The sequence below is a fragment of the Capnocytophaga canis genome (assembly GCF_000827555.1).
Classification (GTDB): domain Bacteria; phylum Bacteroidota; class Bacteroidia; order Flavobacteriales; family Flavobacteriaceae; genus Capnocytophaga; species Capnocytophaga canis.
This window is the reverse complement of record NZ_CDOI01000068.1, coordinates 21,354-34,911: the sequence shown is the minus strand read 5'-3', so window position 1 is coordinate 34,911 and position 13,558 is coordinate 21,354. Positions and strand designations below refer to the sequence as shown.

Genomic DNA, 13,558 nt, shown 5'->3' with positions numbered 1-13,558 from the left:
CAGAAGATAGCAAATCAAAGCTACATAAATCTGTGATTTCACCGCATTTTCACTCGTGCCAAGAAAAGTTTTTATCTGTAAATTTTACTTCATAGCCTTGTTTGAAGTCAAAACGATGATTTCATCTTTGAGGATGTCGTGGTCTTTTTCATCAGGCAATCCAAGTTGATCGTCCCAAACGGTGTGAATTTTGAGTCCGCCTTTAGCTGTCCGAATCAAGCGAAGCGTATCATGAACACCTTTGAAACAAATAAAATTTTGTGAATAAATTTTGCCCAGTTGAAAAGACTTAAACACAGGCTAATGGTAGTACTGTCAATGATTTTTATTTTGTGGTTTTGGATTTCATCGATGATATGACTTTGATGTTTGGCTTTTAAAGAGTGTTTGTAATACTTTAAAAGACTGGAATACAAATCTTTAAATTCTCCATAATGTCTTACTTTGTTTCCATCACTCATTGTTGATTTTGCGGGACTTTGTTTGAGTTGGAGATCGCTTAGGAAGGTGCTACTAACTGATAATCCGCAACTTATGTCGGATAACGTATAGCATTTATTCAGCTGTCCGAAAGTTAGTGCCTCCAATTGATCGCGAGTTTTATAGGTAGACTTTCCCTTATCGGACTGATGTTTAGCGATTTCGGCTCTTAAAATATGCGTAGGAATGAGATCTAAAATTTGTCTGATTACGGGTTTATTTGTATTTTTGCCTCGCCTGAGGAGTGCCATAATTGAAAAAAAATGGGGATTTTTCAAATATACGACATTCTCAGGCAACTTTTATTTTAAAAGTTTCGAATAGTTGTGCTAAAAAATACAAGATTTCTTTGGGAATTGAATCTAAGCAACAAAAAAACAGTTTTATTTTACCTTATTTCAAAAAAAATCATTAGCTTTGCATTCGCTATGGTTCGCAGAATAACAAGCATATTATTAACTATTTTCATCCTATTTTCAAATTCAGGATGGGGTTTTGATTTGCATTTTTGTCAAGAACAGCTGACCCACATTTCTTTCAAATATATATACGCAACAGATAATGAGGACATATGTTCTTCTTTATCAAAAGATTGCTGTATTATCTATGATGATAATCTTTCATCAAGTGAAGATCTTCACGACGAATGTTGTGATGGCGATTTTTTCGAGTCATCGGATTATGACAACGGAAAAATTACCACAAAATCTTTTGAGTGGCATTTGTATCCATGTGTTTTAACACAAATATCAGTCGCTCAACCTCCATTTATAATAACCAAAAAAACAAAAAAAAGCATTCCTTCATTTTATGTAGATTCGAATGCTCCTCCTCTTTATAAGCTATATTGTCAGCTCGTATTTTATGCATAAATTTACTTTTTAGTATGATTGCGTCAAATTCATAAAACATTTTATCTCATTGATAATATGCTTTTTATGACTTCGTGTACATTTGATTATAATTTAAAAAGTAAAAAATACATAAAATACAAAATAATAATGAAAAAATATATATTTATGCTTTTAGGCATTTTGCCTATTGGCATTTTTTCCCAAGAGTATGTAAAAGGAAACGTTTTTGACCAAGAAAAACAGCCTATGACAGGGGTAAATGTTTATTGGGAAGGAACTTCCATAGGTGTTTCTACTAATGATGAAGGTGGATTTACAATAAAACGAACTGAAAAAACGAATGTATTAATCATTAGTTACATAGGATTTGAAACAGAACGATTAACCATAACTTCATCAACCCCTTTAGAGGTTATATTAAAAGCTGAAAACAATCTAGACGAAGTGGTTGTGACTCATAAAAGAGCCACCACTATTCGTGCTAAATATCAAATTGCTAATTTACAAACAATGAGTAGTGGTGAACTTTTAAAAGCTGCTTGTTGTAACCTTTCAGAAAGTTTTTCTACAAACCCTTCTATTGACGTAAATTTTTCAGATGCCGTAACAGGAAATAAACAAATTAAAATGCTTGGACTTACAAGTCCTTATATCTTAATGGCAGAAGAAAACATACCAACGCTTAGGGGGGCTCTACAAGCCTATGGAATGTCGTTCGTTCCTGGTACTTGGATTGAAAGTATTCAAATTACCAAAGGAGCAGGAAGTGTTATCAATGGATATGAAAGCATCTCAGGACAAATTAATTACGAATTTTTGAAACCTGCAACTGATATTCCTTTCTTTTTGAATTTATACGGCTCACAGGACAGTCGATTCGAAATTAATGCTCATTTGAATCATAAAATTTCCCCTAAATTAAGTACCTCTATCTTAACTCATGGAAATATAACCCGCCAAAAAAATGACCATAATCATGATGGTTTTCTTGATATGCCAATAGGCAATCAAATCAATGTATTAAATAGATGGCAATATACTGATAATGAGAACGGTTGGGTAAGTTTCTTAAATCTGAACTATATGAAGGATGAGCGTCAAGCTGGGCAACTAAACTTTGACCCTTCAAAAGAAAAAAAATCTAAAAAAAATTGGGGAAGCGAAATTGATTCCGAAAAGCTAAGTGTTTCAAATAAAATAGGATACGTTTTCCCTGATGCTTCGTACAAAAGTTTCGGATTCCAAAATGCGTTCTTATCCCATCGTCAAAACTCGTATTTTGGTATGAATCAATATGATATACATCAAAAAAGTTGGTATTCAAATTTATTATACAATTCGATCATCAGCAATACGAAAAACAAATTTGCTACTGGTTTCAATATTGTTTACGATGATTTTTACGAATGGATTGACTCAAATTTTGAAGCAAATTACTCTCGAATTGATAAATCAATAGGTGTTTTTTTTGAATATACGTACGACAATTTGGATAATTTGAGTTTGGTAGCTGGAATTCGTGCCGATAGTCATAACCATTTAGGAAATTTTATCACACCTCGATTCCATTTACGATATATCCCTTGGAATGAATCAACTTTGCGAATTTCGGCAGGAAGAGGAAAACGAATGGCTAATATTTTCGCTGAAAATCAACATCTTTTCATATCAAACAGAGATTTCAATATCATTCAAAAAAATGATAAAATATACGGTTTGAACCCTGAAATCGCTTGGAACTACGGAATTAGCTTTCTTCAATCTTTCCATATATTAAACCGCAAAGCGGAATTCGTAATTGATTGGTACGGCACTTCTTTTGAAAATCAAGTAGTTATCGATTTAGATAATTCTCCTCAGCAAGCTTGGTTTTATGATTTAGAAGGGAAAAGTTTCGCCAATTCATTTCAAGCGGAATTTAGTCTTTCTCCAATACAAGGATTAGATGTTAAAAGTGCGTACAAATATTACGATGTTAAAACACAATACATTAAAAATCAAATGGAAAAACCGCTAACTCCAAAACATCGTTTCTTTGTGAATATTGGATATGAGACCGAAGAAAATCATGAAAAAAATCATCGTAAATGGAAGTTTGACTTCACCTACAATTGGGTGGGAACACAACGACTTCCTTCTACAAAACAAAACCCAATCCCTTATAGGTTAGAAGATTACGCTCCTTCTTTCGGAATTTTTAATGCTCAAATAACCAAAGTTTTTTCACATAACTTCGAAATATATCTTGGAGGCGAAAACATAGGTAATTATAAACAAGATAACGGAATTTTAGCTGCTAACGATCCTTTTGGCTCATTTTTTGATGCTACAATGCTGTATGCTCCTGCATTTGGCAGAATGATTTATGGAGGTTTACGCCTAAAAATCAGAAATTTTAAACACTAATTTAAATTTATACCCATTTATGAGAAATATTTTATTTTTAATCACAAGTTTACTCTGCTTAACTTTAGTAAACGCACAAGAAACGAAAGAAATCAACAAGAACAAAAAAGCAGAATTCCCTGTGGGTGGGAATTGCCAAATGTGTAAAAAACGTATTGAAAAAGCTGCTTATTCGGTTAAGGGGGTGAAAAGTGCAGATTGGAATGTAGATAGCGGGAACATGAAAATAGTTATTGATGAGCGTAAATGTTCGGTGGAAGATGTACAAAAAGCGATTGCTAAAATAGGGCATGATGCGGGTAAAATCAAAGCTGATGAAAAAACGTATGAAAAACTACATCATTGTTGCTTATACGAACGATTACCTGAATAATTCAGTAAAAAGTTCCATATAATAAAAATTTAAAAGTCTCGGGGTTTGAAGTAACCAAAAATATAGAATCAATTCCCGAGTACCTTTTTTATCATTGATAAAATCATCAGAGAAATGACCAATACATATATTTTAGCTATCGAATCTTCGTGTGATGATACCTCTGCAGCAGTTCTAAAAAATGATTGTGTACTCTCAAATGTTGTTGCTAATCAAGATGTTCACCGAAAGTATGGCGGTGTAGTTCCCGAATTAGCTTCTCGGGCACATTTGCAGAATATCGTACCTGTAGTAGACCGTGCGTTAAAAGAAGCCAGAATATCACAAAACGAACTATCAGCAATTGCATTCACACGAGGGCCAGGACTAATGGGATCACTATTAGTCGGCACTTCTTTTGCTAAATCCCTTTCAATGGGGCTCAACATTCCTCTTATTGAGGTGAACCATATGCAAGCTCATATTTTAGCTCATTTCATTGATGAGGGAACTAAAAGACCTGAATTTCCTTTTCTAGCGATGACTATCAGTGGTGGACATACGCAAATAGTCCGAGTTGATAGTTTTTTTTCTATGGAAGTCTTGGGTGAAACTTTAGATGATGCTGTAGGAGAGGCTTTTGATAAAACTGCTAAAATTTTAGGTCTCCCCTACCCTGGAGGACCTCTTATTGATAAATATGCAAAAGAAGGAAATCCGAAAGCCTTTTCTTTTCCAAAACCTCAAACAAATGAATTGAATTTCAGTTTTTCAGGATTAAAGACAGCTGTATTATATTTCGTCCAGAAACAGACAAAGGAAAACCCCAATTTTATTAAGGAAAACATGCCCGACATCTGTGCTTCGGTACAACATACCATTATCGACATACTAATGTCCAAGCTAAAAAAAGCAGTAAAACAGACTAATATAAAACAGATTGCCATCGGTGGCGGCGTGTCTGCCAATTCTGGTATCCGCGAAACATTACAATCTTTGGGAGAAAAATACGGTTGGGAAACCTACATTCCAAAGTTTGAATACTGTACAGATAACGCTGCTATGATTGGCATTGTTGGATACCATAAGTATAGAGAAAAACTATTTACAAGCCAAGAAGTTACAGCAAAATCCCGCTGGGAACTTGGGAATGAGCATTGATTCTCAAAATATTCAACCAAATTGTGATTGAGGTTGACTAAAAAGAGGTGTGACGCCTACTTTTTATTAGGAATATTATCTTTATTCATTGAAAAGATTTATAAACAATTTCGCCAAAGTTATGATTCTTAAGAATCATAACTTTGGCAACAATTAGAATACATTTTCCAATTCAGTGATTGTTATTAGAAAAGAGTTCCTTATCTACATCTATAAGCATTTAGTGCTTCGATAATAATCTCACAACCAATTTCGATTTCTGCTTCAGTCAATGTCAATGGAGGCGACAGACGAACGGCTCTTCGCTCAAAAAGTAACCAATAGACTATCAGTCCTTTATCTTGACAATAGTTAACTACAAAATCAGCAATTTCAGCCGATTGCAAGATTATTGCTAACATCAATCCTCGCCCGTTAACACTTTCAATCAATGGGTGTTGTAAATATTTCCGAAATAGTTTTTCTTTCTCTACAGTTTGTGCCATAAGATCGGTAGTCAGCAACTCTTTTAAGGTAGCTAAGGAAGCAGCAGCTATGACGGGATTTCCTCCAAAGGTAGTAATATGTCCCAATTTTGGGCTGTGGGATAACAACTTCATCAACTCGTTGGACGCTACAAACGCTCCGACAGGCAATCCACTCGCCATTCCCTTACCGATGGCGATGATATCAGGTACGAAACCGTAGTTTTGGAATCCAAACAACGTCCCTGTACGCCCAAAACCTGGCTGAATTTCATCAATAATAAGCAATGCTCCTACCTCTTCACAGCGTCTTTTAACTTTTACTAAATAGTCATTTTGCGGTTCTATGAATCCCGCTCCTCCTTGAATACTTTCTAAAACAACTCCTGCTGTACGGTGAGTAATTTTCTGAATATCAGATTCATTATTAAATTCAATAAAATCCACATCAGGCAATAATGGACGAAAAGGTTGCTTACGCTCTTCGTACCCCATCAAACTCATGGAACCTTGGGTATTTCCATGATAGGCATTTTTAGCTGCTATAAGTTGGGTACGTCCCGTGGCTCGTTTGGCAAGTTTCACAGAGCCTTCGATGGCTTCCGTTCCAGAATTTACTAAATAAGTAGTATTCAAATTTTCAGGCAGATGCTCTGCTAACAATTTACAAAAATCTACAGCTGGTTTTTGAACATATTCACCATAAACCATCACATGCATATAGGTTTCGCACTGTTTTTGAATTGCTTCCACTACCTTTGGATGGCAATGTCCTAAAGTACAAGCCGAAACCCCTGCTACAAAATCTAAATATTTTTTACCGTCGGTGGTGAAAATATAGTTTCCCTTGGCATGTGAAACCTCCAACAACATCGGATAGGGCGATGTAGGAGCTTGATATTTTAAAAAATCTTCTTTTTGGGATAGGTTTGACATAAAAATTCTTATCAACGCACGAAAAGATTGGGAGAAAAACTTTCTTTACCTCCCAATCCTCTGAATTAATTTATTAATTACAAAAAATCAAATAAATGAATACCAATAGATTACTTCTGTGTTTTACGCAACCATTGGTTCATATCTACTTCTTTAAATATGATATTGCGTAAGTCGCTAATATCTACACGTGTCTGTTCCATTGTATCCCTATGGCGTAGAGTAACTGTATTATCCTCTTTAGTTTGATGATCAACCGTTACACAGAAAGGAGTCCCTACGGCATCTTGACGGCGGTAACGACGACCTACGGCATCCTTCTCGTCGTAGGCTACGTTGAAATCATATTTCAAATCATCAAAAATTTCACGGGCAATTTCAGGTAGTCCGTCTTTTTTCAACAAAGGCAAAATAGCTACTTTGGTAGGAGCTAATACAAAAGGCAAACGTAAAACGGTTCTGGTTTCGCCTCCTTCCAAAGTTTCTTCCTGCAAGGCATTTGAAAACACCGCTAAGAACAAACGATCAAGTCCCACGGACGTTTCTAATACATAAGGCACGTAACTCTTATTTTCCTCTGGATCGAAATATTGTAATTTTTTACCTGAATATTTTTCGTGATTACTTAAATCAAAATCAGTACGCGAGTGAATACCTTCTAATTCTTTGAATCCGAACGGAAACTTGAATTCAATATCGCAAGCCGCATCGGCATAATGAGCCAATTTTTCATGATCGTGAAAACGGTAATTTTCTTCCCCTAAACCTAATGATAAGTGCCAATTTAAACGCGTCTCTTTCCAATAGTCATACCATTGTTGTTGCGTTCCTGGTTTGATAAAAAACTGCATTTCCATTTGTTCAAACTCTCGCATACGGAAGATAAATTGCCGTGCAACTATCTCATTTCTAAACGCTTTACCTGTTTGAGCGATTCCAAAAGGAATTTTCATACGCCCTGTTTTTTGCACATTAGAAAAGTTTACAAAAATTCCCTGTGCTGTTTCAGGACGCAGATATAGATCCATTGCAGTGTCCGTGGTAGCACCTAATTTTGTTCCAAACATCAGGTTGAATTGCTTCACTTCTGTCCAATTTTTGCTTCCCGAAATAGGACACACGATTTCCAATTCTTCTATCAAAGCTTTTACATCGGCTAAGTCTTCATTTTCAAGTGATTTTGCCAAACGCTTCAGAATACTATCCGCCTTTTCTTTATATTCAATAACTCGAGCATTAGTAGTCACAAATTGCTGTTTATCAAAAGATTCTCCAAAACGCTTTGCTGCCTTGGCTACTTCTTTTTCTATTTTATCTTCAATTTTTGCTACATAATCTTCGACCAACACATCAGCGCGGTAACGTTTTTTAGAATCTTTGTTATCGATAAGAGGATCGTTAAATGCATCAACGTGTCCTGAGGCTTTCCAAGTGGTTGGATGCATAAAAATTGCTGCATCAATTCCTACTATGTTTTCGTGCATTTGCACCATTGCTTTCCACCAATACTCCCGTATGTTTTTCTTTAATTCCACTCCATTTTGAGCGTAATCATATACTGCACTGAGTCCATCATATATCTCACTTGATTGAAAAATATAGCCGTATTCCTTGGCGTGTGAAATAACTTGTTTAAATAATTCTTCTTGATTTGCCATTTGTCCTAATATATTATGGTGATAAAAAATATATTTTAACTGCAAACTTAGTAAATATATTTCAAAAATTATTATATTTGCCGTAGATAAAATAACAAAATATGTCTTTTTCAGGTTTACTATCTGTGATATTTCCTGAATACTGCTCAGGATGTGGTCAGGTTTTAGGACATGAGGAGACATTTCTGTGTATTTATTGTAGAGGAAAACTCATTGAAACACAATTACATTTGCACAAAGACAATAGATTGTTGGAACGGTTTTACGGTCAATGTGAGTTGTTTGGAGCTACCTCTTTGTTTTATTTCCATAAGGACAGTGTGGTTCAGCATTTGATTCACCAATTAAAATACCAAAAAAAGGAATCTATTGGTGGGTGGTTAGGCGAATGGTTAGGTGAAAAAATAAAAAACGTTCCTCATTTTCAAGAAATTGATGTAGTTATACCCGTTCCGTTGCATAAAAAAAAGTTAAAAATGCGAGGATACAATCAAGTGGCTCTTTTTGGACAAAAGTTGGCTCAAATTTTGAGGGCTAACTACGTAGATGATGTACTTATAAAAGTGAAAGCCAACACTACGCAAACAAAAAAAGACTTATGGAGTCGTTTCAAGGATAGTGAAAACATTTTCTCAGTACAAAATACTGAAAAAATTGAAAATTGCAAAATTTTATTAGTCGATGATTTAATCACTACGGGGGCTACTATCGAAAGTTGTTACACCCAATTGGTCAAGGCTAAAAATGTTAATATAGGAATTGCCTCAATGGCATACTCTCTGCTTGGGCACTGAATAAAAAAAATAAACCTAAATAATAATATTATTAATTTAAAATTTTAGTATAAATGAAGAAAATCGTAAGAATTGCAACAGCTACATTGTTTATGTTTGCTATAACTAATGTTCAAGCTACAACTTTGGGTGAAGAAGTGAACGTGTCAATTGAAAAAACGACACAGGATCAGGATGGAGTTAAACAAGATAAAGAGAAAAAATCTTGTTGCAAAAGTGGAAAATCGAAAGATAAAGAATCTTGTTCTAAAGAGAAAAAATCTTGCTCTTCTAAAGAGAAAAAATCTTGTTGTAAAAGCGGAGCAGCAAAAGACAAGGAGTCTTGCTCTAAAGAAAAAGAAGTAAAGTAATTATTTATTGAAATGTAATTTTTAAGAGGCCACCTTTTTGTAGTGTGGCTTTTTCTATACCTCAATAAAATAAAAGACAAAAAAGTATTTTATTTGAAAAATAATTGTATCTTTGCGCAAGATTAAATAAGTTAAACATGGAACTAAAAAACAAAACCATTGGAGAGATTGTAGCTGAGGACTTCCGGACAGCCGCTATTTTCAAAAAATACGGAATTGATTTTTGTTGCAAAGGCGGAAGAACTATTACAGAGGCCTGTGACAAAAAAGATTTAAATGAAAATCAACTCATCAATGACCTAAACACCATCACTAAAGAAAAAGATGATTCTTTAAAAGTAAATGATTGGTCTCTTGACCTTTTAACAGATTACATCGTCCGTAAACACCACAATTACGTTAGAGAGAAAACGCCTTACTTGTTGCAGTTTTTAGATAAACTTTGTCGAGTTCACGGCGGCAGACATCCTGAATTAATTGAAATAAACAAGCTATTCACAGAAAATACGTACGAATTAGAAAAACGTATGGAAAAAGAAGAGCAGGTTTTATTCCCTCTCATCGGAGAATTGACACATAGCCAACAAAATAATCAAGCTTTTCTAAACCTAAATTTTGAAAAAATCACAAACACAATCTCAATAATAAAAGAGATGTTTACTACGGAGGCTCATCGTTTTGAATCAATTTCACAACTAACTGACAAGTATACACCTCCTATGGATGCTTGTAGTACTTATCGTGTAGCTTTTGCAATGCTCCAAGAATTTGAGGAAAATTTACTCCAATCTATTCATTTAGAAAACAATATACTCTTTCCGAAAATAGTTGATTTAAAAACTCAACTAAATTAAGTTCAATATTAAATCTGTTTGAGTTTCAACACTCAAGCAGATTTATTTTGCTTAATTTAAGATTTTCACTCTTGAACATTACAAATTTTTCTTTCTCTTCATTTCAAAACAGCATATAACTTTTACATTAGTAAGAACTTAATTTTTAACACTTTTCTTTTTACAGTATCGTCTATTCTCTTCTTTACAATAAGAAAAAAACTTTGTCAAAATCAAAAGATTTCAACAAAGTTTTTCTTTTCACCTATTGATATTCAATTACATATACGCTTCAATTGGAGCACATGAACAAATCAAATGACGGTCACCATGCGCTTCATTTACACGACGTACAGTAGGCCAAAATTTATTTTCTGCAATATACTCCAGAGGGAAAGCAGCTTTCTGACGGCTGTAAGGTAAATTCCAAGTATCGGCAGTAATCATTGACAAGGTGTGTGGTGCGTTTTTCAGCACATTAGCCTCATCTGTTGGTGTAGCCTCTTCAATCTCTCGACGAATAGAAATCATGGCACTGATGAAACGATCTAGTTCATTTTTACTTTCACTTTCAGTAGGTTCTACCATCAAGGTTCCTGCCACTGGGAAAGAAACCGTTGGAGCGTGGAATCCGTAGTCCATCAATCGTTTTGCAATATCAGTAGCTTCGATTCCGTTTTGTTTGAACGGACGACAGTCCAAAATCATTTCGTGGGCAGCACGTCCTTGCTCTCCCGTATAGAGGATTTCATAGTAATTTTTCAAATTTTCTTTCAAGTAGTTAGCATTCAAAATCGCATAACGTGTAGCGTTTGCTAATCCTTCTGCTCCTAGCATTTTGATATAAGCATACGAAATCAAACATACGTAAGCACTTCCATAAGGAGCTGATGAAACTGCTGTGATGGCTTCATTTCCTCCTGTTGAAACAATTGGATTCGTAGGCAAGAAAGGTGCTAAATGTTTGGCTACACAAATAGGTCCAACTCCTGGCCCTCCTCCTCCGTGAGGAATAGCGAATGTTTTGTGTAAGTTTAAGTGGCACACATCTGCTCCAATAGTTCCAGGGTTGGTAAGCCCCACTTGTGCATTCATGTTTGCTCCATCCAAATAAACCTGTCCTCCATTTTCATGGATAATATTAACAATTTCTACGATTGATGATTCAAACACTCCATGCGTTGAAGGATAAGTAATCATCACTGCAGCTAAATTATCTTTATGTTTTTCAGCTTTTTCTTTTAAATCAGCAACATCAATATTTCCGTGAGCATCCGTTTTAGTTACTACTACTTCCATACCTGCCATTACTGCTGATGCTGGATTGGTTCCGTGAGCCGATGAAGGTATTAAACAGATGTTACGATGTCCTTGTCCATTTGAGATATGATACTGACGGATGACCATTAATCCCGCGTATTCACCATTTGCTCCAGAGTTAGGTTGTAACGATGTAGCCTCGAAACCTGTGATGATGGACAAGGATTTTTCTAATTCCGTGAGCATTTCTTGATATCCAAGAGCCTGATTTTTAGGCACAAATGGATGTATGTTTGCCCACTGTCCCATACTCAAGGGCAACATTTCAGTAGCGGCATTCAGCTTCATCGTACAAGAACCTAATGAAATCATCGAGTGATTCAATGCTAAATCTTTACGCTCTAATTTCTTGATATAACGCATCATATCCGTTTCACTGTGGTATGAATTAAACACAGGAGCGGTTAAAAATTCTGAGGTACGCACTAAATCCGAAGGAATGGCGTTCGCTGTATCCAAAGTAGTTACTTCTTCTACTGATTTTCCAACTACTTCTGCAAAAACAGTAATGATTTGGTTCAACTCAGCAACTCCCGTAGCCTCATTAACAGAAATCAAAACAGTGTCTTGATTTGGATAAAAGAAATTTATTTCGTGTTTCTCCGCAATAGCTTTTACCTTTTGTGCATCTGCTTTGATAGAAATGGTGTCAAAAAATGTTTTTGTTGTAACAGTAACACCCAATTTTTCCAAACTGTTTTTCAATGTAACCGCCGTTTGGTGGATTCTTTCTGCAATAAACTGCAATCCTTTAGGACCATGGTAAACGGCATACATTCCTGCCATTACTGCTAATAACACTTGTGCTGTACAGATATTTGAAGTCGCTTTATCTCGCTTGATATGTTGCTCACGAGTTTGCAAAGCCATCCTCAACGCAGGGTTTCCATCTGCATCAATGGTAATCCCGATAATACGACCAGGTATTGAACGTTTATATTCTTCACGGGTAGCAAAATATCCTGCGTGAGGCCCTCCATATCCTAACGGAATACCGAAACGTTGGGATGTTCCAACTACAACGTCAGCACCAAATTTTGCAGGAGCTTCCAATAACACTAAACTCAATAAATCGGCGGCAACTACTACTTTAATTCCTAAATCGTGAGCTTTGTTTACGAAATCCGCATAATTAAACACCTCACCATTATTAGTGGCAGGATACTGCACAATAGCACCAAAATAAGTGTCGTCCAATGTGATAGTTTCATGATTTCCAACCACTAACTCAATTCCGAAAGGATTGGCACGTGTTTGTAAAACAGAAAGTGTTTGTGGCAACACTGTTTCTGAAACAAAAAATTTGTTAGCGTTATTCTTTTTTTGTTCACGTGAACGCAAATCAAACACCATTGCCATCGCCTCTGCTGCCGCAGTTCCCTCATCTAAAAGAGATGCATTAGCAATCTCCATGCCTGTTAATTCAATAACTACAGTTTGATAGTTCAACAAAGCCTCCAAACGACCCTGTGCAATTTCTGCTTGGTAAGGAGTATAAGCCGTGTACCAACCTGGATTTTCAAAAATATTTCGCTTAATCACAGAAGGAGTCAATGCCTCGTGATATCCCAAACCGATATACGATTTGAAGATTTTATTTTTTTGAGCTAATTCAGTAATATGTTGTAAGAAATGATGTTCGCTAATACCTTTTGGAAGATTTAAAGCAGATTTCAAGCGAATGTCTTTGGGAATTGTCTGATCAATAAGTTGATCTAAACTTGCAGCACCAATGGTTTGTAACATTTCAGCCGCGTCTTCTTTTGAGATACCGATGTGGCGTATGCTAAAATTTTCTGTATTCATAATTATAAATAAATCTTTTGAAATTAAGCACAAAGCTACGACTAAAAATATAATTTTGCAAGAAATAGGCAATGGATTTTAAGAGAAGAAAATGGTCATTAAGAAGAAAGAGGACCTGAAGACAAAAGACTTTCAAATCAAAGA

Annotated in this window: 10 protein-coding genes and 1 pseudogene; 7 read left to right on the top strand and 4 right to left on the bottom strand. The window is 35.4% G+C overall.

Features of this window, described 5'->3' with window-relative positions:
* Positions 1 to 731 (bottom strand): annotated as a pseudogene (locus tag CCAND38_RS02305) (DUF4372 domain-containing protein); the annotation flags it as partial.
* Between the two features lie 177 nt (positions 732 to 908).
* Between CCAND38_RS02305 and CCAND38_RS02300 the strand changes: the two are divergent.
* The 4 genes from CCAND38_RS02300 (at position 909) to tsaD (ending at position 5,253) form a co-directional block, all read left to right on the top strand.
* Positions 909 to 1,352, top strand: a complete 444-nt coding sequence (locus CCAND38_RS02300; protein WP_042343529.1) for an HYC_CC_PP family protein — start codon at positions 909 to 911, stop codon at positions 1,350 to 1,352.
* A 126-nt stretch (positions 1,353 to 1,478) separates the two neighbouring features.
* A complete protein-coding gene (locus CCAND38_RS02295; protein ID WP_042343534.1) occupies positions 1,479 to 3,740 on the top strand; it encodes a TonB-dependent receptor in 2,262 nt (753 codons plus the stop codon).
* Between the two features lie 19 nt (positions 3,741 to 3,759).
* Complete coding sequence (locus tag CCAND38_RS02290; RefSeq protein WP_042007504.1) at positions 3,760 to 4,113, top strand: heavy-metal-associated domain-containing protein; 354 nt, start codon at positions 3,760 to 3,762, stop codon at positions 4,111 to 4,113.
* A gap of 114 nt (positions 4,114 to 4,227) precedes the next feature.
* Positions 4,228 to 5,253 (top strand): tRNA (adenosine(37)-N6)-threonylcarbamoyltransferase complex transferase subunit TsaD, encoded by a 1,026-nt coding sequence (gene tsaD, locus CCAND38_RS02285; RefSeq protein WP_042343528.1) that lies wholly within the window; start codon positions 4,228 to 4,230, stop codon positions 5,251 to 5,253.
* A 200-nt stretch (positions 5,254 to 5,453) separates the two neighbouring features.
* Here the strand turns inward: tsaD and CCAND38_RS02280 are convergent, their stop codons facing one another.
* Together CCAND38_RS02280 and CCAND38_RS02275 are read right to left on the bottom strand one after the other, a co-directional pair.
* A complete protein-coding gene (locus CCAND38_RS02280; protein WP_042343527.1) occupies positions 5,454 to 6,653 on the bottom strand; it encodes an aspartate aminotransferase family protein in 1,200 nt (399 codons plus the stop codon).
* Between the two features lie 110 nt (positions 6,654 to 6,763).
* The gene (locus tag CCAND38_RS02275) at positions 6,764 to 8,311 is read right to left on the bottom strand and encodes a glycine--tRNA ligase (protein ID WP_042343524.1); all 1,548 of its coding nucleotides are present in this window, start codon (positions 8,309 to 8,311) and stop codon (positions 6,764 to 6,766) included.
* Between the two features lie 101 nt (positions 8,312 to 8,412).
* On the opposite strand from CCAND38_RS02275, the gene CCAND38_RS02270 reads away from it, so the two are divergent.
* The 3 genes from CCAND38_RS02270 (at position 8,413) to ric (ending at position 10,309) form a co-directional block, all read left to right on the top strand.
* On the top strand, positions 8,413 to 9,105 hold the full coding sequence (locus CCAND38_RS02270; protein ID WP_042007511.1) for a ComF family protein: 693 nt from the start codon (positions 8,413 to 8,415) through the stop codon (positions 9,103 to 9,105).
* Between the two features lie 53 nt (positions 9,106 to 9,158).
* Positions 9,159 to 9,455, top strand: a complete 297-nt coding sequence (locus CCAND38_RS11320; protein WP_052458084.1) for a hypothetical protein — start codon at positions 9,159 to 9,161, stop codon at positions 9,453 to 9,455.
* Positions 9,456 to 9,592: 137 nt separating this feature from the next.
* A complete protein-coding gene (ric, locus tag CCAND38_RS02260) occupies positions 9,593 to 10,309 on the top strand; it encodes an iron-sulfur cluster repair di-iron protein (protein WP_042007513.1) in 717 nt (238 codons plus the stop codon).
* Positions 10,310 to 10,567: 258 nt separating this feature from the next.
* Here the strand turns inward: ric and gcvP are convergent, their stop codons facing one another.
* Positions 10,568 to 13,414, bottom strand: a complete 2,847-nt coding sequence (gene gcvP, locus CCAND38_RS02255; protein WP_042343522.1) for an aminomethyl-transferring glycine dehydrogenase — start codon at positions 13,412 to 13,414, stop codon at positions 10,568 to 10,570.
* Positions 13,415 to 13,558 lie beyond the last annotated feature (144 nt).

Bases quoted from the DNA above. Each gene is read 5' to 3' on its own strand.
- CCAND38_RS11320 (WP_052458084.1), top strand. From the start codon at position 9,159: ATGAAGAAAATCGTAAGAATTGCAACAGCTACATTGTTTATGTTTGCT.
- CCAND38_RS02275 (WP_042343524.1), bottom strand. From the start codon at position 8,311: ATGGCAAATCAAGAAGAATTATTTAAACAAGTTATTTCACACGCCAAG.
- gcvP (WP_042343522.1), bottom strand. From the start codon at position 13,414: ATGAATACAGAAAATTTTAGCATACGCCACATCGGTATCTCAAAAGAA.
- CCAND38_RS02290 (WP_042007504.1), top strand. From the start codon at position 3,760: ATGAGAAATATTTTATTTTTAATCACAAGTTTACTCTGCTTAACTTTA.
- tsaD (WP_042343528.1), top strand. From the start codon at position 4,228: ATGACCAATACATATATTTTAGCTATCGAATCTTCGTGTGATGATACC.
- CCAND38_RS02300 (WP_042343529.1), top strand. From the start codon at position 909: ATGGTTCGCAGAATAACAAGCATATTATTAACTATTTTCATCCTATTT.
- CCAND38_RS02280 (WP_042343527.1), bottom strand. From the start codon at position 6,653: ATGTCAAACCTATCCCAAAAAGAAGATTTTTTAAAATATCAAGCTCCT.
- CCAND38_RS02270 (WP_042007511.1), top strand. From the start codon at position 8,413: ATGTCTTTTTCAGGTTTACTATCTGTGATATTTCCTGAATACTGCTCA.
- ric (WP_042007513.1), top strand. From the start codon at position 9,593: ATGGAACTAAAAAACAAAACCATTGGAGAGATTGTAGCTGAGGACTTC.